21 protein-coding genes are annotated in these 26,030 nt (G+C 58.1%); 13 read left to right on the plus strand and 8 right to left on the minus strand.

What is annotated here, in order from left to right; all coding sequences use genetic code 11:
* Positions 1-67: 67 nt before the first annotated feature.
* Together topA and dprA are read right to left on the minus strand one after the other, a co-directional pair.
* Positions 68-2,587, minus strand: coding sequence for a type I DNA topoisomerase (topA, locus tag A377_RS0104140; protein WP_019894900.1), 2,520 nt, complete (start codon positions 2,585-2,587; stop codon positions 68-70).
* Between the two features lie 200 nt (positions 2,588-2,787).
* Positions 2,788-3,900, minus strand: a complete 1,113-nt coding sequence (dprA, locus tag A377_RS0104145) for a DNA-processing protein DprA (protein WP_019894902.1) — start codon at positions 3,898-3,900, stop codon at positions 2,788-2,790.
* Positions 3,901-4,016: 116 nt separating this feature from the next.
* Here dprA and def point away from each other — a divergent pair, with 116 nt between their 5' ends.
* From def to A377_RS0104200, 11 genes are all read left to right on the plus strand, one after another.
* Positions 4,017-4,517 (plus strand): peptide deformylase, encoded by a 501-nt coding sequence (gene def, locus A377_RS0104150; protein ID WP_019894903.1) that lies wholly within the window; start codon positions 4,017-4,019, stop codon positions 4,515-4,517.
* A 70-nt stretch (positions 4,518-4,587) separates the two neighbouring features.
* Entirely contained in the window at positions 4,588-5,571 is a 984-nt protein-coding gene (fmt, locus tag A377_RS0104155) for a methionyl-tRNA formyltransferase (protein ID WP_019894904.1), read from the plus strand.
* Positions 5,568-6,902, plus strand: a complete 1,335-nt coding sequence (gene rsmB / locus A377_RS0104160; protein WP_019894905.1) for a 16S rRNA (cytosine(967)-C(5))-methyltransferase RsmB — start codon at positions 5,568-5,570, stop codon at positions 6,900-6,902. The genes fmt and rsmB overlap by 4 nt, the downstream gene beginning before the upstream one ends.
* Positions 6,895-7,536: a DUF4390 domain-containing protein gene (locus tag A377_RS0104165; protein ID WP_019894906.1), complete on the plus strand. Its 642-nt coding sequence runs from the start codon at positions 6,895-6,897 to the stop codon at positions 7,534-7,536. Before rsmB ends, A377_RS0104165 begins: the two co-directional genes overlap by 8 nt.
* Before the next feature lie 41 nt (positions 7,537-7,577).
* Positions 7,578-9,812 carry a sensor histidine kinase gene (locus A377_RS0104170; RefSeq protein WP_019894907.1) on the plus strand — a complete coding sequence of 745 codons (2,235 nt, stop codon included), beginning with the start codon at positions 7,578-7,580 and terminating at the stop codon, positions 9,810-9,812.
* Positions 9,809-11,164, plus strand: a complete 1,356-nt coding sequence (locus A377_RS0104175) for a sigma-54-dependent transcriptional regulator (protein ID WP_019894908.1) — start codon at positions 9,809-9,811, stop codon at positions 11,162-11,164. Before A377_RS0104170 ends, A377_RS0104175 begins: the two co-directional genes overlap by 4 nt.
* Before the next feature lie 111 nt (positions 11,165-11,275).
* Positions 11,276-12,673, plus strand: a complete 1,398-nt coding sequence (gene trkA, locus A377_RS0104180) for a Trk system potassium transporter TrkA (protein ID WP_019894909.1) — start codon at positions 11,276-11,278, stop codon at positions 12,671-12,673.
* Between the two features lie 9 nt (positions 12,674-12,682).
* Positions 12,683-14,134, plus strand: coding sequence for a TrkH family potassium uptake protein (locus A377_RS0104185; RefSeq protein WP_019894910.1), 1,452 nt, complete (start codon positions 12,683-12,685; stop codon positions 14,132-14,134).
* A 21-nt stretch (positions 14,135-14,155) separates the two neighbouring features.
* Positions 14,156-14,749, plus strand: coding sequence for a class I SAM-dependent methyltransferase (locus A377_RS11825; RefSeq protein WP_019894911.1), 594 nt, complete (start codon positions 14,156-14,158; stop codon positions 14,747-14,749).
* A 199-nt stretch (positions 14,750-14,948) separates the two neighbouring features.
* Complete coding sequence (locus A377_RS0104195) at positions 14,949-16,445, plus strand: SulP family inorganic anion transporter (RefSeq protein WP_019894912.1); 1,497 nt, start codon at positions 14,949-14,951, stop codon at positions 16,443-16,445.
* Positions 16,445-17,311, plus strand: coding sequence for a universal stress protein (locus A377_RS0104200; protein ID WP_019894913.1), 867 nt, complete (start codon positions 16,445-16,447; stop codon positions 17,309-17,311). The genes A377_RS0104195 and A377_RS0104200 overlap by 1 nt, the downstream gene beginning before the upstream one ends.
* Positions 17,312-17,396: 85 nt before the next feature.
* On the opposite strand, the gene A377_RS0104205 is transcribed toward A377_RS0104200, so the two are convergent.
* Positions 17,397-18,296 (minus strand): lysophospholipid acyltransferase family protein, encoded by a 900-nt coding sequence (locus tag A377_RS0104205; protein WP_019894914.1) that lies wholly within the window; start codon positions 18,294-18,296, stop codon positions 17,397-17,399.
* On the minus strand, positions 18,289-19,089 hold the full coding sequence (locus A377_RS0104210) for a tRNA 2-thiocytidine(32) synthetase TtcA (protein WP_019894915.1): 801 nt from the start codon (positions 19,087-19,089) through the stop codon (positions 18,289-18,291). Before A377_RS0104210 ends, A377_RS0104205 begins: the two co-directional genes overlap by 8 nt.
* A 185-nt stretch (positions 19,090-19,274) precedes the next feature.
* On the opposite strand from A377_RS0104210, the gene A377_RS0104215 reads away from it, so the two are divergent.
* Positions 19,275-21,272, plus strand: coding sequence for an EAL domain-containing protein (locus A377_RS0104215; RefSeq protein WP_169338006.1), 1,998 nt, complete (start codon positions 19,275-19,277; stop codon positions 21,270-21,272).
* 1 nt (position 21,273) lies between these two features.
* Here A377_RS0104215 and A377_RS0104220 read toward each other — a convergent pair whose 3' ends face one another.
* Entirely contained in the window at positions 21,274-22,080 is an 807-nt protein-coding gene (locus A377_RS0104220; protein ID WP_083919094.1) for a heme ABC transporter ATP-binding protein, read from the minus strand.
* On the minus strand, positions 22,073-23,113 hold the full coding sequence (locus tag A377_RS0104225; protein ID WP_019894918.1) for a FecCD family ABC transporter permease: 1,041 nt from the start codon (positions 23,111-23,113) through the stop codon (positions 22,073-22,075). The genes A377_RS0104220 and A377_RS0104225 overlap by 8 nt, the downstream gene beginning before the upstream one ends.
* Before the next feature lie 109 nt (positions 23,114-23,222).
* On the opposite strand from A377_RS0104225, the gene A377_RS11830 reads away from it, so the two are divergent.
* Positions 23,223-23,735, plus strand: a complete 513-nt coding sequence (locus A377_RS11830; protein WP_019894919.1) for a HugZ family pyridoxamine 5'-phosphate oxidase — start codon at positions 23,223-23,225, stop codon at positions 23,733-23,735.
* Between the two features lie 249 nt (positions 23,736-23,984).
* On the opposite strand, the gene A377_RS0104235 is transcribed toward A377_RS11830, so the two are convergent.
* Both A377_RS0104235 and trmA read right to left on the minus strand, forming a co-directional pair.
* A complete protein-coding gene (locus tag A377_RS0104235; RefSeq protein ID WP_019894920.1) occupies positions 23,985-24,752 on the minus strand; it encodes a sulfite exporter TauE/SafE family protein in 768 nt (255 codons plus the stop codon).
* Entirely contained in the window at positions 24,749-25,876 is a 1,128-nt protein-coding gene (trmA, locus tag A377_RS0104240) for a tRNA (uridine(54)-C5)-methyltransferase TrmA (RefSeq protein ID WP_019894921.1), read from the minus strand. Before trmA ends, A377_RS0104235 begins: the two co-directional genes overlap by 4 nt.
* Positions 25,877-26,030 lie beyond the last annotated feature (154 nt).

Genomic DNA, 26,030 nt, shown 5'->3' on the forward strand with positions numbered 1-26,030 from the left:
TAAGGCAAAAACCACCAGGCCTGGTGGTTTTTTGCAACGGTCCGGGGATGTTTATGATCACCGGATTTTACGATGAATCCTTTGCCGGCTTTTTGGCAGGTTTGCGCGCAGGCGTCTTTTTGGTCGTTTTCTTCGCTGCGGGCTTCTTGGCCGTGGTTTTTTTGGCGGTGGTTTTCTTGGCCGTGGACTTCGCGGCCGCCTTTTTGGCCGGCGCCTTTTTCGCGGCCCCGCGTCGGCCGCGTTTTTTCGGTTCCGGCGCTTCGTCCAGACGCTGCTGGCATTCTTCCAGACTCAAAGCCTCGGGGTCTTCGTCCTTTTTGATTTTGGCGTTTTTGCGCGTGCTCACATCGGTGATATACGGCCCCCAACGCCCTTTGAGGATTTTGACGTCCGTGCCCTGAAACACCCGGATGATTTTTTCCGCTTCCGTCTGAATTTTGGCTTCCACCAACGCCACCGCATCGTCCAGCTCAATCGAGAGCGGGTCAAAGCCCTTGATCGGCGCATACATTTTGGGGCCGTATTCCAAGTAAGGCCCAAACGGCCCTTGCTTGGCGATCAGCTTCTGACCTTTTTCCACCCCAAACTGGGTGCCATCCACCGCCGTGGCATGATAGCTTTCGGGCATTTCCCCGACTTCGCGCGGCAGCTTAAACAGTTCCAGCGCGTCTTCCAGCTTGAGAGTGTCCATTTTCTGACCGGGTTTGAGGCTGGCAAAGGTCGGCTTTTCGTCGTTTTCGCCATCGCCTTTCTGCACATAAGGGCCGTAACGCCCGATTTTGACAAAAATCGGTTCGCCGGTTTTGGGGTGTTCGCCCAAAGGCCGGGCCTGCCCCGCTTCTTCCCGCGACACATCTTCGGCGGCGACCACTCTGGGGTGAAACTGCCGGTAAAAGTTTTCCAGCATCTGACGCCAGGACTCTTTGCCTTCGGCAATGGTATCAAACTCCGATTCCACCAGCGCGGTAAAACGGAAATCGAGCACATCACCAAAATGTTTCACCAGAAAATCCGTGACCACCCCGGCAATGTCGGTGGGAAAGAGTTTGCTTTTTTCGGTCCCGGTTTTTTCGGTGAGGGTCTCCGCCTTCAGCCCTTCGGGGGTCAAAACCCACTGACGCACTTCGCGCGGCGTGCCTTCCCGGTCTTCCTTGACCACATAGCCGCGCTGCTGAATGGTGTCAATCGTCGGCGCATAGGTCGAAGGCCGGCCAATCCCCATTTCTTCGAGCGTGCGCACCAGACTGGCTTCGTTGTAACGCGCCGGTGGGCGGGAAAAACTCTGTTTGGCCAGCAACTCAGCGACCTGAAGGGCCTGGCCCACGCTCAACGGCGGCAGTTGCCCGTCCAGCTTTTCGTCGTCCAGATCATAGGCTTTCAAAAAGCCTTCAAAAGTGACCACCTCGCCTTTGGCCGTGAGTTTGTCCGCAGGCAGCTCGCTGATGGCCACGTCCACCGTGGTGCGCAGAATCTGGGCTTCGGCCATTTGCGATGCGATGGCACGACGCCAGATCAGCTGATACAACCGTTGTTCGTTGCGCTCGCCGGTGACGGTTTTGGCCGAAAAATCGGTGGGACGAATCGCTTCGTGCGCTTCCTGCGCATCGGCGTTTTTGGTTTTGTAGCGGCGCGGTTTGGCATAATCGGCCCCATAATCCGCGCTGATCGCGGCTTTGGCCTTGGCAATCGCCTCTTCCGACAGATTCAGCGAGTCGGTCCGCATGTAAGTGATCTTGCCGGCTTCATACAAGCGCTGCGCAATGGTCATGGTCTGCTTGACCGAAAAGCCAAGCTTGGCGGCCGCTTCCTGCTGCAGAGTCGAAGTGGTAAAGGGGGGCTTGGGCGCTTTTTTGGCCGGTTTTTCCTGCAAATCGGCCACCGACAGGGCGCTCTTCTGCACGCTTTGCAAATAGGCCTGGGCTTCCTCTTCGGTTTTGAAGGCCTGAGTGCGTTTGACCGCGACTTCGCCGATCACGTTTTTCTGGTCGTCCAGAATGTCCAGTGTCCCCTGAATCCGGTAACTGGCTTCGGATTCAAATTTTTCGACTTCGCGTTCGCGTTCCACAATCAGACGCACCGCGACCGACTGCACCCGCCCGGCAGACAAACCGGTGCGGATTTTTTTCCACAGAATCGGCGACAGTTCAAACCCGACAATGCGGTCGAGAATGCGTCGTGCCTGCTGGGCCTCGACCAGGTCCATGTCCACGGTGCGCGGCTTGGCAATCGCCTGCTGAATCGCGTTTTTGGTGATCTCGTGAAACACAATGCGCTTGGTGTCGGCCACGTCCAGTTTCAGCGCCTCGGCCAGATGCCAGGCAATCGCCTCCCCTTCGCGGTCCTCATCCGTCGCCAGCCAGACCGAATCGGCCGATTTGGCCAGTTTGCGCAGTTCGGTCACCGTCTTTTTCTTGTCCGGCGACACTTCGTAACGCGGTTCAAAGCCTTGGTCGATGTCGATGCCCATGCCTTTTTTCTGAATATCGCGAATGTGGCCGTAACTTGAGCGCACGGTGAAGCCGGGGCCCAGGAACTTTTCAATGGTTTTTGCCTTGGCAGGCGACTCCACGATCACCAGATCGGTCATGTTTGACTCACTTTATAAATTACTTGTTTGGTCGAATGCATTCCCTTTTTTACCAGGCCTGGTAAAAAAGGGATAAAGCCCCTTGCACGAGGTCAATAAGATACACGAGAAACTTTCGACAGACAAAATTGATCGCGCATTCTACTATGCAACCCTCTGATTTTCCAAGCCTGAACTCCGAATCGGCCTCACCGGACGCTTCAGGCCGGGCCGATTCGTCGCCAGCGTCCGGCGGAAAGCGCTTCCACCCGGCCTTCAAGCTCCAGCATCACCAGCTGGCTCTGCAAATCGGCCACTGACCAGCCACTGGCCTGGGCCAGTTCGTCCAGCGAGACCGGTTCGTATCCCAGCCATTGCAAAAGCGCCGGCTCCTCGTCCGGCGACACAGCTGTCCGCTCTGAGTCGGCGGTGTCAGCCGTTTCCAGTGCCAGCGACGGCTGCAACCAGGGCACCAGCTCTTCCAGCACATGTTCGGCGGTTTCCACCAGCTTGGCGCCTTCCCGAATCAGTTGATGACAGCCCTTGGCCTGAGGGTCGTGAATGGAGCCGGGCATGGCAAACACTTCCCGCCCCTGCTCCAGCGCCTGCTTGGCCGTGATCAGGGAACCGCTTTTCAGCGCCGCTTCCACCACCAGAGTCCCATGGCACAATCCGGCAATGATCCGGTTTCTGGCCGGGAAATGCCGTGCCAGCGGCCGGGTGCCCAATGGGTATTCCGATACCAGCGCCCCCTGTTCGGCAATGGCTTTGGCCAGAGCGTGATTGCTCGCCGGATACACCCGATCCAGCCCCGTGCCCACCACCGCCACCGTCTGCCCGGCTTTGAGCGCGCCTTCGTGCGCCGCTCGATCAATCCCCGAAGCCAGACCGCTGGTAATGGTCAGCCCTTTTTCGGCCAGCGCCTGCGAAAACGCCTCCGCCGACGCCAGACCGGAACGCGAGGCACGCCGCGCACCCACCACCGCCAGTTGCGGGTCGGACAACAAATCCACCGAACCGCGCACATACAACAGCCAGGGCGGATCGGCCATTTCCCGCAACAGCGGCGGATAATCCGGGTCCCAGTAATGCAGCAGGCGCTGGTCAGACGCTTCCTGCCAGGCCAGCGCCTCTGCCTGCCAGCTTTTTTGCTGCGACGCCAGCAACCGTTCCAGCTGGTGATCGGTCAGGCAACGGCTGGCCTGCCAGCGACGACGGTCCGCCCCCAGTGCGGTTGGCAAATCCCCAAACACGTCCAGCACTGTCTGCAAACGCTGAAACCGCACCCCGGCGAAATGAAACGGCAACAAGTTTTCCAGTGAGGGCTCGGACATATCGGGCCTTAATTCGTTTATAATGGTCGGATTCATACACCCTTCGGGCTGGCTTTCATTGTCAGGGCCTGTGCCCTCAAAAGCAAGCTTGTTCGCAATAAACCGTAAGAAACGCTATGACTGACAAACTCGACATTGTGCTTTACCCGGACGATGGGCTTCGTGACGTCTGCGCCCCGATTGAGGCCATGAACGACCGCTATGACCGTCTGATTGACGAAATGTTCTACACCATGTACGACGCCCCGGGCATTGGCCTGGCGGCCCCGCAGGTCGCGGTCCAGGAGCGGTTGATTGTGCTGGATGTCTCCGACAATCAGGATCAGCCCCTTGCCCTGATCAACCCGGAAGTGGTGCAGGCCAAAGGCGAAATCACCTACGAAGAGGGCTGTTTGTCCCTGCCCGGCGTTTACGCCAAGGTCAAACGCCCGGCGCATGTTCTGGTGCGTGGCCTCAACCGGGATGGCGAACCGGTGGAACTGGAAGCCGATGACCTGCTGGCCATTTGCCTCCAACACGAGATCGACCACCTCAACGGCAAGCTATTTGTGGACCATTTATCGCAACTGAAACGCAACCGCGCCCTGCAAAAATACCGCAAGGAAATGGCGGAATGAAAGGCCTCGTCCTGAGCCAGTACGCCAGACCGCCTTTCCTGCCCATCGCCTTGCCTGACTTCGGAACCTTATGATCGACACTGCGACCGACACCAACCCCGCTCAGAACACACCGCTCAACCTCGTCTTTGCCGGCACACCGGACTTTGCGGTGCCCGCCCTGACCGCGCTAATTGACAGTCCGCATCGCATTGCGGGCGTCTATACTCAGCCGGACCGGCCCGCCGGGCGGGGGCGCAAACTGACCCCCAGTCCGGTCAAAACCACCGCACTGGCGCATGACCTGCCGGTCTATCAACCGGAAAATTTCAAGCAGGCATCCGACCGGGACGCTCTGCAAGCCCTGAATCCCGATCTGATGGTGGTGGTGGCCTATGGCCTGATTCTGCCGCAGTCGGTGCTCGACATTCCCACCCATGGCTGTCTGAACATTCATGGGTCGCTGCTGCCGCGCTGGCGGGGTGCCGCGCCGATTCAGCGCGCCATCGAAGCCGGCGATTCGCACACCGGGATCACGATCATGCAAATGGCCGCCGGACTCGACACCGGCCCCATGCTCACCACTCTGTCCACCCCGATTGCACCGGAAGACACCGCGCAGACACTGCATGACCGTCTGGCCGAACTGGGCGCGCAGGCCTTGCAGGAAACACTCACCCAGCTAATCGGGCCGGGACTGACACCGACCCCACAAAATGAAGCCGAGGCCACTTACGCGCCCAAACTGAGCAAAGCCGAAGCCGCCATCGACTGGTCCCAACCGGCACAACAGCTTGCGCACAAAATTCAGGCCTTCAACCCTTGGCCGGTGGCCACAGCGTCGCTGGGCGAGCAGACACTGCGGCTCTGGCAAGCTCTGGCTCTATCGGAAGGCGACGAACGGTCCGGTTCCGACCGGCCCGGCACCGTGCTGGCCGTGACGCCCGAGGGCGTGGACGTCGCAACGGGCCACGGCATCCTGCGTTTGCTACAAGTGCAGCCGCCCGGCAAGAAAGCCATGCCCGCCTACGATTTTGCGCAATCGCGCCAACTGACCGGACAGGAACTGACATGAGCCAATCCCCCAATCCGCGTTTTGCCGCCCTGAAAATGCTGCTGGCCGTCATTGACGAGGGCCGCTCGCTCAGTCGAGTGCTGCCGCCCGGTCTTGCCCAGTTTGAACAAAAACGCGATCGCGCTTTCTGCCAGAACCTGGTCATGGGCACACTACGCTGGCACAACCAGCTGGCGGCCATTCGTGACCGCCTGCTGAAAAAACCGCTCAAACCCAAAGACGAAGACGTCAACCAACTGATTCTTCTGGGCCTGTTTGAATTGCGTCATGCCGACACCCCGTCCCACGCGGCGGTCTCGGAAACCGTCGCTCTGGTCAAAAAGCTGAAAAAACCCTGGGCCAGAGGGCTGGTGAATGCGGTCTTGCGACGCGATCAACGCGAAGCGGCGACCCTCGACAGCTGGATCGCCGAGCAGCCTGCTCTGAAACACGCCCACCCGGAGTGGCTGGTGGCGCGTTTGCAGAGCGCCTACCCGGACCACTGGGAAAGCGTTCTGAGCGCCAACAACCTGCCCGCCCCGCAAACCCTGCGCATCAACCGTCTGGCCGTCCGCCGCGAAGACTACGCCCGGACACTGGCCGACCAGGGCATTGTGGCCCACCCTCACCCCCATGCACCGGACGCGCTGGTACTGGAAAGCAACCAAGTCATTCCGCGCTTGCCCGGTTTTGAGGAAGGTCACTTCAGCGTTCAAGATGCCTCGGCCCAATTGGCCGCACCGCTTCTGGGGCCACTGCCGGGCGAGCGGGTGCTGGACGCCTGCGCCGCACCGGGCGGAAAAACCACCCATTTGCAGGAATGGGCCGACAATCAATTGCACTGTCTGGCACTGGAAAAAGCGCCGGAGCGGATGGAACGTTTGAGCGAAAACCTGCACCGGCTGCAACTGGACGCCCAGTTGGAAAATGGGGACGCCGGATGTCCCGACGACTGGTGGGACGGCCAACCCTTTGACCGAATTCTGTTGGACGCCCCTTGTTCCGGCACCGGCATCATCCGTCGCCAGCCCGACATCAAATGGCACCGCACCACGGAAGACATCGCCCAACTGGTGCAGACCCAGCAACGCCTTCTGCAAGCACTGTGGCCACTGCTTAAACCCGGCGGCACCCTGGTGTACGCCACCTGTTCGGTCCTGCCGGAAGAAAACGGCGAGCAGATACAGGCGTTTGTCGAACAGACGCCGAACGCCCACCTCCTGCCACTTGAGGTAGAATGGGGCCTGACACAGCCTCTGCCGGGACGTCAGATTCTGCCCGGTCAGCCACAGGCTCCGGACATGGACGGTTTCTACTATGCACGACTCAAAAAATCTGCGGCCAATGTCTGATCTGCCTCACTGGTTCGGCCTTCTGTGTCTGCTCATCGGTTTCTCGGGGCCGACCTGGGCACAGGCCAAAACGCCTGCGGACACAACACAGGAAACAGCAACCACCTCTCCGGCGGCCCCCGGCCGGATCGAAGTTCTGTCCCTGTACGATTATCAGGACAATCAACAGCTGATTCTGGACGCCAGAATCCGTCTTTCCCTGCCCCCGGCGGTGATGGACGCATTGCAGCATGAAATCCCCATGACCTTTCAGACCGAAATCACCCTGGACGAATCCCGTTCCCTGCTGGGCATCCCCTATCAACGCAACCGGGTTCAGATTCGCTACCAGACCCGGCTGCAGTATTACCGTTTTAACCAGGCCTGGGTGTTGCACAACCTGCGCAACGAGAAGGTGCAGAGCTTTTCTTCTCTGGAAGAAGCCCTTGAGACACTGGGCACCCTGTCCGGCTTTGCCCTGACCAATCTGGCCACATTGCACCCCAATACCGAATATCATATGGGAGTGCGCATGTTTCTGGATCGCTGGACCCTGCCCAGCCCGATGATGATCGACGCCCTGTTTTCACCGGCCTGGCAATTGGACAGCGGCTGGGAAAGCATTCGGATCCAATCACCCAAAAGCTGGCTATAGAGGGTTATCGCCAGCAGCGACCCACTTTGACGAGGTAACCCATGAAATCCCTGTGGCGCAACCCACTGACATTTTTTCGTCAATACGGCGTCCTGATTGCCATCGCCAGTGTGTTGCTGATGATTCTGGTCATGATGAGCCAGATCCTGCAAAACGCGTCGCAATTTGCCCAAACCTATTCAATTCTGCTGTTCATTTCATTCGGCGGCATTCTGCTGCTGCTGGTGATGCTGGGCCGAACCCTTTACCGACTGCGCCGTGAATACCGGGAAAAAGTCCCCGGCACCCGCCTGACCCGCCGACTGGCCGGGCTTTTCAGCCTGATCATCGGCTTGCCACTGACTGTGATGTTTTATTTTTCCTACACCTTTGTGCAACAAAGCATTGACCAGTGGTTCGATGTCAAAACCGAAACCGCCCTCAACCACGCGGTCGAACTGGTTCAGGTCACCCTGAATGACCAGACCCGACGCTCACTCAACGCCACCGAACAGCAGCTCAACCAGCACCACACCGAATTGCTGAGCACGCCGGTACTGACCTTGAGCAAAATGAGCCAGCAACTGGGCATCCGCGAAATGGCCCTGTATCAGTCTGATGGCCGTCTGGTGGCCTACAGCGCCACCAGCAACTCACGCATTCTGCCGCCCAAACCCGAACCGCGCCTGTTTCAGAATGTCCGCAATGACCGCAATTACGCTGCGATCGAAACCCGGGTCGGAGCAAACAACGCCTACCAGGTGATCAGGGTCATGCTGCCGGTCAAGGATCTGGTCAACAACCAGACCTACGCCCTTCAGGCCATTTTCCCGCTGCCGGAACAGGTCAGCCAGCTGGCCAACAAGGTGCGCATCGCCGCCAACCAGTATCAGGAACTGTCCTACCTCAAAGGCCCACTGAAAACCTCCTTCACCGTGATTCTGGGACTGGTGTGGTTACTGGGGCTGATTGTCGCCATTCTGTTCACCCTGCAGGCGTTGCAGAACATGGTCCGCCCGATCCGCACCCTGGCCGAAGGCACCCGAGCCGTAGCGCAGGGCGATTACAGCGTCACAATTACCGAAACCTCCGAAGACGAAATGGGGCAACTGGTCACCTCCTTCAACGACATGATCCAGCAGATCGCCAAAGCCCGGCATGAAATCAAATTCGGTCACCAGCAGACCGAAATCCAGAAACTCTACCTGCAGGCCATCATCAAAAACCTCAGCAGCGGCGTGCTGACACTGGACACCCAGATGCGCCTGAAAACCATCAACGACGCCACCAATGCCATTCTCGACACCCAGCTGTTCACCCAACAGGGCAACCCCATCGAGGACATCCTCAAGCGGGACGCGCATGAGCATCTCAGGCCCTTTTTTGACGAGGTGTTGCCGTTGCTGACCCAGGACAACAAACCCTGGCATCACCAGATGACCTTTGACACCCCCAATGCCCAGAAAATCCTGTTGATTCATGGCTCCACCCTGCCCAGTCTGGACCAGAAAATCGGCGGTTACGTGCTGGTGGTCGAGGACATCACCCAGCTGGTTCAGGCACAACTGCATGCGGCCTGGACCGATGTGGCCCAACGACTGGCCCACGAAATCAAAAACCCGCTGACCCCGATTCAACTTTCCGCCGAGCGCCTGCAGTTCAAACTGTCACGACATCTGGGCAGCGACGAGGCGGCCCTGTTGCAGAGGCTGACCGACACCATCATCGACCAGGTATCGACCATGCAATCGCTGGTGCAGGCCTTTACCGAGTATGCCAACACCCCCGAACTGGCTCTGAACGAGCTCAATCTCAATCAACTGATCGAAGACGTCGCCGGCATGTACCAGGCTCAGGATGCCAACTGGCAACTGCGCTACGAACTCAACCCCCGCTGCGACAGCGTCATCGCCGACGGGGCCAAACTGCGACAGCTGTTGCACAACCTGATCAAGAATGCGCTTGAGGCCTGCGAAGACCAGACGGACGCCGAAATCTGCATTGAAACCCGGTGTGACGCCGACCCGGCGAAACCTGTTATACTGAAAATCTGTGACAATGGCCCCGGCATCCCGGAAAACGCCAGAAACTGGGTGTTCGAACCCTATGCCACCGACAAACCCAAAGGCACCGGATTGGGGCTGGCCATTGTCAAAAAAATCGTTGACGAACACCACGGACGCATACGGGTCATGTCCAAAGCCGCGCCGTCGCACGGCACCTGCTTTGAAATCACCCTGCCCAGACACACCGGCCATGCGTCCGAGACCACAATGGACAACACCGAAACCTTATGAAAACCGCCAAGATTCTGGTCGTCGATGACGAAAAAGACATCCGCAACCTGATGCAGGAAATCCTCAGCGAAGAGAATTACGACGTCATCACCGCCGCCAATGGTCAGCAGGCCCGCACGGCCTGGCGGGACCAGGCTCCGGACCTGGTGTTTCTCGACATCTGGATGCCCGACATTGACGGCATCACCCTGCTCAAAAGCATGATCGACGAATCCTTGCTTGAACACAGTCGGGTGATCATGATGTCGGGCCACGGCACCATTGAAACCGCGATTGAAGCCACGCGTCTGGGCGCTTACGACTTTCTGGAAAAGCCCCTGTCACTGGCCAAGCTGCTGATCACCGCCGAACGGGCCATTTCCGATCTACATCTGCACACCGAAAACCGGCACCTCAAACAGAAACTGCCCGAACAGATACTGCCCATTGGCAAAAGCAAGCGCGTGGTCGAACTGCGCGACACCATTGAACGTCTGGCCAAATACACCATGCCATTGCTGATCAAGGGCGAATCCGGCACCGGCAAACACCGGGTCGCCGAAGCCATCCACAAACTGAGCGTGCGCCATAAAAAGCCTCTCTACGAAATCCACGCCGACGATTTCGACAAACTGGAAACCGTGATTCTGGGACAGAATCAGACCGGCACCACCCAGCTGGGCGAACTGGTCCGGGCCGATGGCGGCACCCTGGTTGTATCCAATATCGACGCCCTATCGGAACGTGGCCAGAATTTTCTGGCGCAGCTGATTTTCGACCAGAGTTTCGTCCGTCCCGGCGACAGCAAAAAAATCGCCATTGATCTGCGCCTGATCGCCCTGACCCGGGGCGGACTCGACGATCAGGCCGCCCTTGGACACTTCCGAGAAGATCTGTTGCAGCGCCTCAAAGTCATGCCGGTCGAGCTTCCGGCCCTGCGCCAGCACACCGAAGACATTCCCGAACTGACCGACCATTTTCTGGATTACTTTCTGACCCACGAAGGGCTGAATTACCGTGAATTCGACGTGGCCGCCCAGAACGTCCTGCGCCAATACGCCTGGCCCGGCAATTATCGGGAACTGCAGAACCTGATCCAGCGACTGCTGATTCTGGGCGAAGGCAAAATCACCGACGACGAAGTCAAACGCGCTCTGGAGCAAAGCAAAACCGACCAGATGTCGGCCTGCAGCGTCGACACCTCCATTGACCTCAAAACCGCCAAAGAACGGTTTGAAGCGGCCTATCTCAGTCACCTGCTGCGCGAAACCGGCGGCAATGTGACCGAAACCGCCAAACGCTCCGGGGTCGAACGCACCAATCTCTACCGCAAACTCAAAACCCTGAACATCGATCCCAAAGACCCTAAATAATTCATTTTCAAGACTTTTTCGGGCTCGTGCGGCGGGTTCCAATAAAGCGGTTATGTTTCGTGGCTTTTGGCGCTACAATGGGCGCATGTCTTTCTACATTGTGCAGGTTTTATGAACATCATCATCCTCGGAGCCGGGCAGGTCGGCAGTTCTCTGGCCGAACTGCTGGCCAAAGAAAACAACGATGTCACCGTCGTCGATCTGGACCGAACGCATTTGCAGCGCCTGCAGGATCGCCTCGACATCCGCACGGTCAACGGGCACGCCTCCAACCCGGACATCCTCAATCAGGCCGGATTGGAAGAAGCCGACATGCTGATTGCAGCCACCCAGGTGGACGACACCAATATCGTCGCCTGCCAGTTGGCCCACATCATGCACAAAACCCCGACCAAAATCGCGAGGGTTCGCTCCGAGAGCTACCTGAATCACCCGGAACTGTTTGACCGCAACCTCAACACCAATGCGATCCCGATCAATGTGCTGATCAGCCCCGAATCCTTGGTCAAGGACTACATTCTGCAGCTGATCAGTTACCCCGGTTCGCTGCAGGTGGTGGATTTTGCCGAAGGCCGGGTGCGGCTGGTGGCGATGCGTGCCTATTCCGGCGGCCTGCTGGTGGGCAAGAAAATCCGCGAAATCAAACACTACCTGCCCGAAAGCGCACACAACCGGGTGGTCGCCATCTACCGCCGCGACGAAGTGGTCATCCCCACCGGCAATGTCACCATTCAGGTCGGGGACGAGGTGTTCTTTCTGGCCGAGCCCGACAGCATCCCGATGATTGTGCAGGAATTGCGCCGCGACAAGCTGCGCCCCTCGCGCAACATCATGATCGCCGGCGGCGGCAACATCGGTTTCAACCTGGCAAAAGAGCTGGAAAAACAGCATCAGGTCAAGATCGTCGACCACAATATCACCCAGGCCCGGCAGATTTCAGAGAGTCTGGAGCGCACCATTGTCATCAATGGCGATGTGTCCGACCGCGACCTGTTGCTGGAAGAAAACATCGACGAAATCGACCTGTTTGTCGCGGTCACCAATTCGGATGAAGCCAACATCATTTCCGGGATGATGGCCAAGAAACTGGGCGTGCGCCGGGTCATTGCACTGGTCAACAACCAGTCCTATGTGGACCTGATCCACCTCAACAGCATTGACGTGGCGCTTTCCGCCGACCAGATCACCACCAGTCGCCTGTTGCACTACATGCGACAGGCCGACACGGTCAAAGCCTTTACCCTGCGGCGCGGTGCAGCCGAAGCCATGGAAGTCATTGTCCATGGCAGTGAAAACACCTCCGACCTGATCGGGCGCAAAATCAGCGAGATTCGCTGGCCCATGGACATCACCATCGGCTGCATCATTCGCGATGACAAGGTCAAGTTTGCCCATCGGGACCTGACCATCGAAGCCGAAGACCATGTGATTCTGTTCCTCAACGACCGTACGCGGGCCGCCGAAGTCACCGAGCGCTTTTTGCCCCGTGACAAGAAAACCCTGTTTTAGGACCGCACTGTGCACACACGCATTATTCTGAAAGTTCTGGGACTGTTGCTGATGCTGTTCAGCATCACCCTGATCCCGCCGATCATCGTCTCCCTGATCTACAAGGACGGCGGCACCTACGCCTTTACTTCGGCCTTTGTCTGGATGCTGCTGGTGGGCACAACGTTCTGGTTTTTCACCCGCCACGAAACCCATGACCTCAAGATCCGCGATGGTTTTGTGATCGTGGTCATGTTCTGGACCGTGCTGGGCCTAGTCGGGGCGATTCCACTGTATTTTGCCGCCGCCACCGACATTTCGGTGACCGATGCGATTTTCGAATCCTTTTCCGGTCTGACCACCACCGGAGCCACGGTGTTGAACGGTCTGGATCACCTGCCCCATGCCCTGCTCTGGTATCGCCAGCAACTGCAATGGCTGGGCGGGATGGGGATCATCGTGCTGGCCGTGGCCATTCTGCCGATGCTCGGCATCGGTGGCATGCAGCTTTATCGGGCCGAAACGCCTGGGCCGGTCAAGGACAACAAGCTCGCCCCGCGCATCTCCGAAACCGCAAAGACCCTTTGGTACATCTATCTTGGCATCACCATCGCCTGCGCGATCAGCTTCTGGGCCGCCGGAATGAGCTGGTTTGATGCCATTGGTCACAGCTTTTCCACCGTGGCCATTGGCGGTTTTTCCACCCATGATGCCAGCATCGGTCATTTTGACAGTGTCCACATTGAAATGATTACCATGCTGTTCATGTACATTGCCGGCATTAACTTTGCCCTGCATTTTACCGCTTACCGTCACATGTCCGTTCAGCGCTATCTGTCTGACCCCGAATACAAGGCGTACACCTTCATTCTGCTGGGCGGCATTGCGATTGTCAGCTTTTACCTTTACGCAACCCAAACCTACCCGACCTGGGCCGAATCCCTGCGTTATGGAAGCTTTCAGGTGATGTCCATTGCGACCACCGCCGGGTTTGCCAGCGCCGACTTCAGCAGCTGGCCAGTGTTTTTGCCGATATTCCTGATTTTGATGAGCTACATCGGCGGCTCGGCGTACTCCACCGGCGGCGGGATGAAAGTCATCCGGGTCATGCTCCTGTTCAAGCAAGGGCTGCGAGAAATCCAGAAACTGCTGCACCCCAATGCAATGATGCCGGTCAAACTCAACGGCAAGCCCGTGTCAGAAAAAATCATGGCAGCGATCTGGGGCTTTTTCTCCCTGTATGTGTTTACCGTGGTGGTTTCCACCCTGATTTTATTGGCCATGGGCCTGGATCCGATGACGGCCTTTTCTTCGGTCACCGCCACCATCACCAATCTGGGCCCCGGTCTGGGCGACGTTGCTTCCAACTTTTCCAGCCTGTCCGATCCCGTGAAATGGTTCCTGACCTTTTTGATGGTGCTGGGACGACTGGAACTGTTCACCATTCTCATCCTGTTCTCCGCCGCCTTCTGGCGCAAATAACAGGGCGACACTGAGGTCCTTATGACACCAGCGGAAAAATGGGATCAACGTTACGCTAATACCGACCCGACCGCGCCGGTGGCGGCAAGCTGGGTGCTGCAAAACCATCTGGATCAATTGCCGTTTCGCGGTCAGGCACTGGACCTGGCCTGCGGTCTGGGCGGCAACGCCCGTTTGCTGGCCCAATGCGGCCTGCCGGTTGACGCCTGGGACATCAGCGAAGAGGCCCTCAAGCACCTCAACAACTGGGCCGCAGTCCATCGCCTGCCGATTCAGGTCAGCATCGCCGATCTGGAACAGATGCTGTTTCCGTTTCAGCGCTTTGATGTGATCACCGTGACCCACTACCTCCATCGCGCCCTCTGGCCGCAAATCGTCCAGGCGCTCAAGCCGGGCGGAAAGCTGTTTGTGCAGACCTTTCTTGCCCCGGTTCAGCCAAACGGCCCCGGCAATCCGGACTTTTACCTGCAACCGGGCGAATTGCAGCGTTTGCCCCAGCAAGCAGGGTGCGAACCCCTGACCCTGAATCTCTATGGACAAGGCTGGCTCCCTGATAACAAAGACGATGACAAAACTTACCAGGCCTGGTCCATTTACCAGCGAAAGCCGCGCTGACGCCTGTACACCCTCTGCCATTTGCTTGCCTTTCAAGCACTTATTCACTAGAATGCGCGCTTCATTGATTCTTTCCCACTGATACAAAGGAAGCCGTTTTGTCTTTTACGCCGCCATAGTGAACCATCCGCTTCTCTCAACCGAAGCGTCACACAACCGTCATCGCATTTTCATTCGTTTTCGATAGGGTTACCTTACTATGCTGTTATCACAAACCAAAAAAGACTGGCTGGGCAATGTGCGCGGCGACCTGCTTGCGGGCATTGTCGTGGCGCTGGCCCTGATTCCCGAGGCCATTGCCTTTTCCATTATTGCCGGCGTCGATCCCAAAGTCGGACTTTACGCTTCCTTTGCCATTGCCGTGATCATCGCCATCGTCGGCGGGCGTCCGGGCATGATCTCCGCCGCCACCGCCGCCACCGCACTGCTGATGGTGACGCTGGTCAAAGAGCACGGGCTGGAGTACCTGTTGGCCGCCAGTATTTTTGCCGGTGTCTTGCAGATTGTGGCCGGGTATCTGAATTTGCAGACCCTGATCAGCTACATTTCCCGCTCGGTGATGGTCGGTTTTTTAAACGCCTTGGCGATCCTGATATTCATGGCTCAGCTACCGGAACTGACCAATGTGACCTGGCACGTGTATGCGCTGACCGCACTGGGGCTGGCGATCATCTACGGGTTTCCCTACATTCCCAAAATCGGTCACATGCTGCCCTCACCGCTGGTCACCATCATTGTGATCACGCTGATCGCGGTACTGATGGGGCTGGACAATGTCCGCACCATCGGCGACATGGGCGACTTGCCCGACACCCTGCCGATTTTTCTGTTCCCCGACATTCCATTGAATTTTGAGACGTTGTGGATCATTCTGCCCTACTCGGTCGCCATTGCCATTGTCGGCCTGCTCGAATCCCTGATGACCGCGCAGGTACTGGACGAAATGACCGACACCGACAGCGACAAGCAGCGCGAATGCAAAGGCCAAGGCATCGCCAACATCGGTTCGGGCTTTCTGGGCGGCATGGCCGGCTGTGCGATGATCGGCCAGTCGATCATCAACGTCAAATCCGGTGGGCGCGGACGCTTGTCCACCTTCTCCGCAGGCCTGTTTCTGCTGATCATGGTGGTGTTTGTGGCCGACTATCTGTCGGTGGTGCCCATGGCCGCATTGGTCGCGGTGATGATCATGGTGTCCATTGGGACCTTTAACTGGCACTCGCTGGCCGAAATCAAAACCAACCCGCCCAGCGCCACCATCGTGATGCTGGCCACCGTGATCGTCACCGTCTGGACCCACAACCTGGCGTTCGGCGTGATCACCGGCGTGGTATTGGCCGCCTTGTTCCTGGCCGGACGTCTGCGCGAATTCATGACGGTGCAGAACCACTTTGACGACGCCACCGGCACCCGCACCTACACGGTGATCGGTCAGGTGTTCTTCAACTCGTCCGATAAGTTCATAAGTTATTTTGATTTTAAAGAGGCTGTGGACAAGGTTATTATCGACGTCCATCGTGCCCATTTCTGGGACATCAGCGCCATTTATGCGCTGGACAAAGTGGTCATCAAACTCAAACGCGAAGGGGCGGATGTGGACATCATCGGACTCAATGAAGCCAGTGAGACGCTGGTAGACAAATACGCCGTACACGACAAACCCGAACACATCGAAAAAGTCATGGGAGGTCACTGATGCAAGCCTTGGAACAAAAATGGGTCCTGTCCTGCATTGATGGTTCCTACATCAGTGATGCCGTGGCCGACTATTCGGCCTGGATCGCGGGTCGTGTCAACTCGCCGCTGGAACTGGTTCACAGCATTGAACATTCGATGCTGCTGGAACACACCAACCGTTCCGGCAACCTCACGCCCAATATGCGTGAGCATCTGTCCAAAACCCTGGCCGAAGACGAGCAGAAAGAAAGTAAAGCGCTGATTGCCGCCGGCAAGGAAATGCTGGCAAAAGCCAAAGCCCGCATTGACGGTCAGGCCCTGAAAGAAGTGATCACCCGTCAGCGTCACGGCGGCGTGGCCGAAGCGATCAAGGATCTGGAAGACGAAATCCGGGTACTGGTGATCGGCGTGCGCGGTGAAGACCACGAACAGGACGAAAACCACATCGGTGCCCAGATCGAAGAAACCATTCGCAGCCTGCACCGCCCGATCTTCATCGTCAACGGCGACTTCAAGGAACCCAAGTCATTGATGCTGGCCTACAACCGCTCCGAAGGCGCGGACAAGGCGCTGAAAATGGTGGCGGAAAGCCCGCTTTACAAAGGCATGGACGTGCATGTGGTCACGGCGGGCGACAAGCCGTCAGAGGCCAGATCGCTGCTGGACAAGGCCGGTGAAACCCTCAAAGCCGCGGGCATTGAGCCGACTCTGGCCCATGTCGAAGGCGACGCCCAACAGGCCTTGCTGGATTACCAGAACCAGCACGATCTGGACATGACCGTCATGGGCGCGTTCAATCATGGCAAACTGCGCAGTCTGTTTTTCGGCAGCTTCACCCTGAAAATGCTGGCCAACAACCGCAAACCACTGATCCTGATCCGCTAAGATCGGATCGCCAATAAGCCCATGCAAAAACCACCAGGCCTGGTGGTTTTTTTGTCTCTGAAAGGCGACTTAAGATGGTTTGGGTTTATGATTTGGATTTATAAGGGTTGGCGACACCGGCTGGCGGGTGTTTGTAGCGTTTGTAGCTCCATTGATATTGCGCCGGAAATTGGCGCACGAGCGTTTCCACCGTCTGGTTCAGTGCCGTGGCCGCTTCCTGTGATTCCGCGCTGGCAATGGGGGTCTCAACCGGTTGCACATGCAACACATAACCCTGCCCCTTGGGCAGACGCTCGGCCAGAATGGTCACCGCGGCGCAATCGGTTTTCGAGGCCAGTTTCGACACCAGCAGCATGGTCCGCGCCGGATGCCCGAAAAACGGCGCATGGACACTGCCGCGTTTGCCAGGGTCCTGATCGGGCAGAATCCCGACCAGTTCGTTGCGGTCCAGAGCCTGACGCAAACCACGCACCCCCTTGATGTCTGTGGGCAACAATCTGGCTCCGGTACGCTGACGCACTGTCAACATAAACGGCTCCAGCGCCGGCAGATTGGGCGGACGATACAAGGTCGTCATCGGATAATACTGCGCCATGTACAGCCCGGCCACTTCCCAGGCTCCGATGTGAGGGGACAGCATCATCACACCCCGCCCCTGTGCAAACGCCGCCTGCAAATGGGCTTCGCCTTCCACCCGCTGAACTCTGGCCAGCACCTTCTCCACCGGCCAGCACCAGATCGGACCCAGTTCGGTCGCGGTTTTGCCCAGCTCCACCAGGCTCTGCTTCAACAGCGTCCGTTTCTGCTCAGCGTCCTTATCGGGAAAAGCGGTGTCGATATTGATGCGGGAAACCCGTTTGACCGGGTTGGGCAGCCACCACAGCGCCCATCCCAAAGCGGTGCCCAGCGCATGATTGGCACGCAGAGGCAACCAGGACAGCGTTCTGAGCAGACCACGGACCAGAGCGGCCTTGAACTTATCCATCGGATTCGGTCGCGTTCAGTTGTGCCTGACCGGCATGGTTGTCATCGCCAATCAGCGGCTGCATCGCCCGCCACAGATTGGCGTACAGATGTTTGTTGTGCTGCTCTTCGTTCAGCAACAGTTGTTTCATCCGTTCCCGCTCCTGGGGCTTGTCATAGCAGGCCGGGCAATTGTCCTGAATCACCGGCAGGCCCGCCGTTTCGGCAAAATCCCGGCACTGATTCTCACGCACCCGCACCAGCGGGCGGATAATGCGGATGTCCTCGTCGTTGTTCAGATAGTGCGCCTTCATGGTGCGCAACTCCCCGGCATTGAACGCCGAAATCATCAGACTTTCCGCCAGATCGTCCAGATGCTGGGCCAGCGCCAGCACGTTGTAGCCTTCGCGCCGACAGACGGTATAAAGCTTGCCGCGCTTCTGCCGCGCACAAAAACTGCAAAACGAATTGCCTTTCATGTACTGGTCGGCCAGCGCCACCATGTCTTCGGCTTCATAAAAAAACGGAATCTCCAGCTCGCCCAGCCAGTCTTTCAGTGGCGTGGGGTCGAATCCCGGAATTTCCGGGTCGATGGTGCAGGCCGCCAGCTCGAACTTGACCGGGGAGTGACGTTGCAGATGGCGCAACACCATCAGCAGGGAAAGGGAGTCTTTGCCGCCGGACAAACCGAGCAATATCCGGTCGCCTTCGCGAATCATGCTGTATTGCGCCAGCGCGCGTCCCACCGGCTTCAGAATGGCCTTGGGCGGACGGTAATGGCTTGGCAGGGCTTTGACAACGGCATCGACAGACATAAGCAACGCTTTCGGCTCTTGGATAAAAGCCATTATTCTACACCTTCCATGGGGCTTTATCACGCCCAAACCATGCGCCCAACCCCATTGAATCATAGACGAATCGACCGAATTCCATAGGCATAAAACTTTACATTTACAGGGTTTTTGCTTACCATTTAATGTCACTCTCCAAGCTGAATTTTATGACCCAGCCATTCGAAACCTACCTCAACAAAGCCCCGTTCGCGTTTATGCGCTGGGAAAATCGCCCCGGCTGGCCGGTGATTTATGCTTCCACGCCGATTCAGGCGCTGCTTGGGTATGCGCCAGAGCGTTTTTGCAATGGCGATCTGAGCTACGCCGAACTGGTGCACCCGGATGACCGGGACCGGGTCGACAAGGAAGTCGCCCATGCACTGGACAACGGTTCCAGCGAATTCGAGCACCGTCCCTATCGGCTTCAGAACAAACAGGGCGACTGGATATGGGTCAAGGACACCACCGAAATCATCCGCGACGAACAGGGGCAGGCGGTCGAATTTTACGGCTTCCTTCAGGACTGGACCGACCTGATCAGCTACAAAAAACAGGCGCAGAAAGCCCAGCTGATCAACCGCCAGATCAATCAGGCGCTGGACGAAAGCAATCTGGTGTCGCGTTCGGACGCCGCCGGGCGCATCACTTACGTCAACGACCATCTGCTGGCGCTGACCGGCTACACCCGCAAGGAACTCATTGGCCAGCCCCACAGTATCCTGCGCCACCCCGACACCCCCAGAGCCACGTTCCAGGATATGTGGCAAACCATTCAGAACGGGCAGACATGGAAAGGCACCCTCAAAAACCGCAAGAAAAGCGGGGATGCCTATTGGGTGGAAATGACGCTGCTGCCACTGTTCGACGAAAACGGCCAGTTTGCCGAATACCTGGCAATTCGCCACGAAGTGACCGAACTGGTGCGCAAACAGATGGCGCTCAACAACGCCCTGACCACTTCACGACTGCTGAACATTCCCAATCGTCTGGCCCTGATCGAGGCGATTGAAGAAGCCGACAAACCGGTGCTGGCCATGCTGGATCTGGACAACTTCCGTCAGATCAATGAATATTTCGGACACAGCTTCGGCGACCAGCTCCTGATCCACTTCATGCTGCACGTGTTCTACTACAAACCGCTGGAATACCGGCTGTTTCATCTGGGCTCGGACCAGCTGGTTTTGCTGGCCGAAAACGTGCATGCGACCGAATTCAGTCACAACCTGCAGCAACTGCGCGAAAACCTGAACGAAAAGCGCTACTGCATCCGCAATCAGGAAATCATGACAAACCCCACGCTGGCGTTGTCCTTCGAGCCCAAAGACAACCTGTTGCGCTCACTGGAAATCGCCATGCGTTATGCCAAGCGCCACCACCACAACCAGATCACCTATGCCAGTGAAATTGATCAGCCGGAACAACGCGCGCAGAATCTGAAATGGTCGGCCAAACTGAACCAGGCGTTGCAGGACGATCGCATTACCGTGCATTTCCAGCCGATCTACAACTACCAGAGCCAGCGCATTGAACGCCATGAATGTCTGGTGCGCCTGATCGACACCGACCAGACGGTGGTGTCGCCGTTTTATTTTCTGGACGTGTCCAAGCGCACCAAAAAGTATTACCAATTGTCGCGGCGCGTGGCCAGCAAAGCGTTTGAGCAGTTTGAAGCATGCGGGTTGCCGTTTTCCATCAACATTTCGTCATTGGACATGACCCGGCCCAGCTACGCCAAACACCTGCTGCATCTGCTCGACAGCTGTTCCGCGCCCGAGAACGTCACCCTGGAAATTCTGGAATCGGAAGACATCACCGACTTTGCGGCGGTACACCGCTTTATTGAAAAAGTCCGGCAAAGGGGCTGTCAGATTGCGATCGACGATTTCGGGGCCGGCTACGCCAACTACCATCACCTGCTGAGTCTGGACGCCGACTACATCAAAATCGACGGTTCCTTGATCAAAGGCCTGGCCGACAACCAGGATGCCTACGACATCGTCGAATCCATTGTCAGTTTTGCCCGCAAGCGTGGCATTGCCACCATTGCCGAATTTGTCAGCGACCAGCGCATTTTCGACTGCGTTAGAGAACTGAACATTGACTTCGCCCAGGGCTTTTACATCGGCGCGCCCCAGGCAGAGCCGCAACGCGAATTCACGCCCTGACTCAATCGCCCGGCACCACCAACGGCCAACCGCTCGGATGGGTCAGCACCGTCAGCGGACACTGATACACTGCCTGCAACGTGGCCGCTTTCAGAACCTCTGACGGCGCGCCTTCTGCCCTGACTTCGCCCTGATCCAGCAACAGCAGCCGATCGGCGTATTGCGCCGCCAGTTGCAGATCGTGCAACACCATCACCACCGCTGCATTGGCGTCCCGACAGGCGGCCTGAAACGTCTGCAGGCATTGACGCTGATAGCGCATGTCCAGATGCGCCAGCGGTTCGTCCAGAATCACCAGGCCTGGTTGTTTTGTCGACAACTGCCCCTGCTGAAACTGCAGCCAGACCCGGGCCAACTGGGCGCGCTGCTGTTCGCCGCCGGACAGGGTCGGATAGACCCGCTCGGCCAATTCCGACAGCGCGAACCTGGTCAGAGCGTCGCTCAGCAACGCTTGCGCGTCCGCGGCTTTGGGCCAGAGCAAGCCCATCGCCACCACCTCACGCACGGTAAAGGGAAACGTCAATTCGGTGCGCTGCGGCAACACCGCCCGCACCTGCGCCAGCGCTTCCGGCGACCAGTCTGCCAATGGCCGATCCCGCAGACGAATCTCACCGCTGTCTGGTGCAGGGTCCCCGCTCAGGCATTCCAGCAGGGTCGATTTGCCTGCGCCATTGGGACCGATCACCGCCAGACATTCCCCCGGCTTCAGGGTCAAGTCCACGCCGCTCAGGCGAAGCTTTCCGCCCAGACGCACCGACAGCGCCTGCGTTTGCATGAGATGATTATGAATTGGGTGCGTCTCAGGCATGCGGCCCTCCCAGCAGTCCGCCGCGCAAATGCCGCCACAACAGCCACAGGAAAAACGGCCCGCCGACCGCGGCCATGATAATGCCCAACGGCAATTCCGCCGGGGCGGCCAGCCCTCTGGCCAGCGTATCGGCCACCACCACCAGACACGCGCCCATCAGCGCACTGGCAGGCAAAAGCCAGCGATGGTCCGGGCCAATCAGCAACCGCACCAGATGCGGCGCCACCAGCCCCACAAACCCGATCACGCCGCTGACCGACACCGCCGCGCCCACGCCCAGCGCGGTCCATAAAACCACCGCGCGCTTCATCGCCGGCAACGACAGGCCCAGATGGGTCACCACCCGGTCCCCCATCAAAAACAGATTCAAGGCACGGGCGTAACTCATCAGCCCCAGCAACGCGCCGATCAGCACCGGCAGCAGCAGCCCCACCTGCGCCCAGTCCGCCTGACTGAGCGATCCCAGCGTCCAGTAGGTGAGCTGACGCAATGCCTGATCCGAGGCCAGATAACTCATCAGCCCCATTCCGGCCCCCGCCATCGCATTGACCGCGACCCCGGCCAGCAGCATCACCCCGATGTCGGTGCGACCGTAGCGGCTGGCAAAACGGTAAATGAACCAGGTGACCGCCACCCCGCCCAGAAACCCGGCCAGCGGACGCAACCAGAATGCGTTTTCGGGCACAAACGCCAGCGAACTGCCCAGCACAATCACCATCACCGACGCCAGCGCCGCCCCGCTGGACACGCCGATCAACGCCGGGTCCGCCAGCGGGTTGCGAAACAGCCCCTGCATCGCCGCGCCGCACAGCCCCAGAATCGCCCCGACCAGCGCCGCCAGCAACAATCTGGGCAGGCGCAACTCCCACACCACCTGAGTGGCCACGCCCGTCGCCCCGGGCGAATGCAACGCCTGCCACCATTCGGCCCACGACAGCGAATAAACGCCCTGACGCAACGCCCAGATCGCACACAGCACCAGCGTCAGCCACAACAGGCCCAGCAGCGCAGGGCGGCCAATTGGCTGGTTCATCGTGCCCATCCGTTGAATTCAGTATTTGAGGTTCGCTTCATAGACCGCTATCATAAGGAGTCCTTCGCACGAGATCAAACACGGATAAAAAGACCCATAAGGGAAGACCATGACGCAGGATCCCGAAAACAGTGCGCTCCTCAAGGAGTGTCAGAGCTTCATGCAGCAACACCGCACCGCTGTGTTGGCCACCACCGATCCACAGGGCGTGCCCGAAGCCAGCTACGCCCCCTTTATCAGCGACCGCAACCGTTTTTGCCTCTATCTGTCGGAACTGGCGCAACACACCCGCAATCTGCTGGCCGGTTCTCAGGCCAGCCTGCTGCTGATCGAGCCCGAAACCGACGACAACCGCTTCACCCGGCGGCGGGTCACCGTACAGACCAATGTGGCAGAAATCGAACGGCATTCGCCGGAATGGGAAGCAGTGATGGAAAGCATGCAGGCGCAACTGGGCGAGACCGTGGCCATGCTCAAAACGCTGGACGACTTTCACCTGTTTGCGCTGACGCCAATGCGCGGGCGCTTTGTCAAAGGCTTCGCTCAGGCATTCGATCTGGAAGGCGAAACCCTGTCCACCCTGACCCACATCCGCGGCCCCGGCCACCGCAAGGAAGCGTAATACCACATACGATACGGGGCACCAATCACGTCATTCCTGCGAAAGCAGGCATCTTTCAATGATTCAGAAGCCGATTCGATAACCCAGTCATCGTGACCCAACATTTTGTCATCCCGACCGAAGCGGAGGGATCTTTATCGACCCTCTCGGTATCACAGCCAGCCTGGAAATATCCTTCGGCTGCGCTCAGGATGACAAGACTTGACCACCTTTTTCACCAGGCCTGGTCAAAAAGGCCATTCCAAGCGGTCACAACAAGGCCGACACATTCTGCGACAGAATGAACGCCCCCATCACAATCAGAAACACCGCAAACACGCGCTTGAGCAGGGTTTGATCGACCTTGTGGCTGACGCGATGCCCCAGCCAGCCGCCCAGAATGCCCAGCACCGAAAACAAGCCGACCACCTGCCAGTCAATCGACAGGCTCAAGCCGTCCAGCACATTCAGATATTCGTAAAAGCCCACAAACGATTTGGCGGCAATGATCACCAGACTGGTGCCCACGGCCAGCCGCATCGACAAGCCGCCCATCAGCACCAACGCCGGAATGATCAGAAAGCCGCCGCCCACGCCCACCAGACCGGTGATCGCGCCCACCACCAGACCGTCGATACCGACTTTCCAGATCGCGCGCTTTTTCGGGGCCTGACCGGCGGAATCCATTTTCACCGGCTTCAGCATCAACCCCGCCGCCGCCAGCAACAGGGCCGCAAACACCAGCATCTGCACCGGGTTGGACACAAAATGCGCCCCAAAGGCCCCAAGATACGCCCCTAACATGCCCGGAATCCCGAACACCAGCGCGGTGCGCCAATCCACCATCTTCTGGCGCGCGTAAGGCCAGGCTGAAAACACACTGATGATGCCCACAATCAGCAGGGAACCGGCAATGGCCACCTTGGGGTCCTGCCCCACCAGATACACCAGCACCGGCACCGTCAGAATCGAGCCGCCAGAACCCAGCAACCCCAGGCTCACCCCAATCAACACCGCGCCAATCAATCCCAGAATCATGGGGCTTTCCTTTGCAGCAACACGCCGCTTTCAATGTGATGGGTATAGGGAAACTGATCGAACAGAGCGGTATTGACCACCTCATGCGTGGCCTTCAACACCTCAAGATCGCGGGCCAGCGTTTCCGGATTGCAGGAAATGTAAATCACCCAGTCAAACCCGGCCGCCATCGAGCGAGTCAGATCGTCCAGCCCAGCCCGCGGCGGGTCCAGAAACAGAGTGGTAAAACGGTAATCGTCCAGCGGCACGTCTTTCAGGCGCTTGAAGGTTTCGCCCTTCAGCGCCGCCGAAATCTCCTCGGCCGCCATGCGCACCACCGTCAGGTTTTCCACCCCGTTTTGCTCGATATTGATTTTGGCCGACGCCACCGAGGTTTTGGAAATCTCCGTGGCCAACACCCGTCGGAAAAACGGTGCCAGCGCAATCGAAAAATGGCCGTTGCCGCAATAGAGTTCCAGCAGATCGCCCTCGCCTTGTGGGTTGGCCTGCTGCGCCCTATCCTGCGCCCAGGCCAGCATCGCCTGCGCCATGTACGGATTGGGTTGGGTAAAGCTGTTTTCAATCTGCTGAAACGACCAGGCCTGGTCATGTACCTGCAAGCGCTCGGTGACAAAATCCTGATCCAGACACACCTTCTGCTTGCGCGCCCGGCCGATGATGTGATCAATCGGCAACCGTTCGCGCAGGGTTTCGGCCGCCTGCAACCAATCCGGGTCCGTGTGCAAGGTGCCGTGACTGTCCAGGTACTGCAACGGCCGCCGATAAATCAGCGTCACCAGCATCTCGCCACTGAGCGTGGCCAGAAAATCCACCTGAAACAGTTTGCGGCGCAACACCGAATCGGCCACGATGGCGTCCATCAACGGCTCCATCAGCTCCGCAATCGACTCAATCGCCATCGGACAGAAGTGAATCGGCACTTTGCTCTTGGTCTCGGGGTCGAACATGATGTAATCGGTCCGATCCCCCTCATGCCAGACCCGAAACTCCGCCCGCGCCCGATAATGTTCTGGCGGCGGCGCAAAACATTCAAATTGCGGCAGCTCGCCCAAAAGGGACTGCAATCGGGCCTGTTTGCTGGCAAGCTGTTCCGCGTATTGGTCCGGGTCGGTCTGACAGAGCATGGCGCCTCAAAAAAGGAAAGTTTGAAAGAGACCACATTGTACCAAATCCGGTTTCAAGACCCCGACTTTCACCAAGCCTGGTCAAAAGTACACTTCCCCACAAAATGGCTTTGCGCCTGTTCCTTAAAATCGTTCAAGGACATGAAACCGGACA

It is taken from the genome of Hydrogenovibrio halophilus DSM 15072 (assembly GCF_000384235.1).
GTDB lineage: Bacteria > Pseudomonadota > Gammaproteobacteria > Thiomicrospirales > Thiomicrospiraceae > Hydrogenovibrio > Hydrogenovibrio halophilus.

Excerpts from the sequence above, each read along its gene's own strand:
- A377_RS0104175 (WP_019894908.1), top strand. The coding sequence starts at position 9,809 with ATGAAAACCGCCAAGATTCTGGTCGTCGATGACGAAAAAGACATCCGC.
- rsmB (WP_019894905.1), top strand. The coding sequence starts at position 5,568 with ATGAGCCAATCCCCCAATCCGCGTTTTGCCGCCCTGAAAATGCTGCTG.
- def (WP_019894903.1), top strand. The coding sequence starts at position 4,017 with ATGACTGACAAACTCGACATTGTGCTTTACCCGGACGATGGGCTTCGT.
- A377_RS0104205 (WP_019894914.1), bottom strand. The coding sequence starts at position 18,296 with ATGGATAAGTTCAAGGCCGCTCTGGTCCGTGGTCTGCTCAGAACGCTG.
- A377_RS0104170 (WP_019894907.1), top strand. The coding sequence starts at position 7,578 with ATGAAATCCCTGTGGCGCAACCCACTGACATTTTTTCGTCAATACGGC.
- A377_RS0104210 (WP_019894915.1), bottom strand. The coding sequence starts at position 19,089 with ATGTCTGTCGATGCCGTTGTCAAAGCCCTGCCAAGCCATTACCGTCCG.
- topA (WP_019894900.1), bottom strand. The coding sequence starts at position 2,587 with ATGACCGATCTGGTGATCGTGGAGTCGCCTGCCAAGGCAAAAACCATT.
- fmt (WP_019894904.1), top strand. The coding sequence starts at position 4,588 with ATGATCGACACTGCGACCGACACCAACCCCGCTCAGAACACACCGCTC.
- A377_RS0104235 (WP_019894920.1), bottom strand. The coding sequence starts at position 24,752 with ATGATTCTGGGATTGATTGGCGCGGTGTTGATTGGGGTGAGCCTGGGG.
- A377_RS0104220 (WP_083919094.1), bottom strand. The coding sequence starts at position 22,080 with ATGCCTGAGACGCACCCAATTCATAATCATCTCATGCAAACGCAGGCG.
- A377_RS11825 (WP_019894911.1), top strand. The coding sequence starts at position 14,156 with ATGACACCAGCGGAAAAATGGGATCAACGTTACGCTAATACCGACCCG.
- A377_RS11830 (WP_019894919.1), top strand. The coding sequence starts at position 23,223 with ATGACGCAGGATCCCGAAAACAGTGCGCTCCTCAAGGAGTGTCAGAGC.
- trmA (WP_019894921.1), bottom strand. The coding sequence starts at position 25,876 with ATGCTCTGTCAGACCGACCCGGACCAATACGCGGAACAGCTTGCCAGC.
- A377_RS0104165 (WP_019894906.1), top strand. The coding sequence starts at position 6,895 with ATGTCTGATCTGCCTCACTGGTTCGGCCTTCTGTGTCTGCTCATCGGT.
- A377_RS0104200 (WP_019894913.1), top strand. The coding sequence starts at position 16,445 with ATGCAAGCCTTGGAACAAAAATGGGTCCTGTCCTGCATTGATGGTTCC.
- A377_RS0104195 (WP_019894912.1), top strand. The coding sequence starts at position 14,949 with ATGCTGTTATCACAAACCAAAAAAGACTGGCTGGGCAATGTGCGCGGC.
- A377_RS0104225 (WP_019894918.1), bottom strand. The coding sequence starts at position 23,113 with ATGAACCAGCCAATTGGCCGCCCTGCGCTGCTGGGCCTGTTGTGGCTG.
- trkA (WP_019894909.1), top strand. The coding sequence starts at position 11,276 with ATGAACATCATCATCCTCGGAGCCGGGCAGGTCGGCAGTTCTCTGGCC.
- dprA (WP_019894902.1), bottom strand. The coding sequence starts at position 3,900 with ATGTCCGAGCCCTCACTGGAAAACTTGTTGCCGTTTCATTTCGCCGGG.
- A377_RS0104215 (WP_169338006.1), top strand. The coding sequence starts at position 19,275 with ATGACCCAGCCATTCGAAACCTACCTCAACAAAGCCCCGTTCGCGTTT.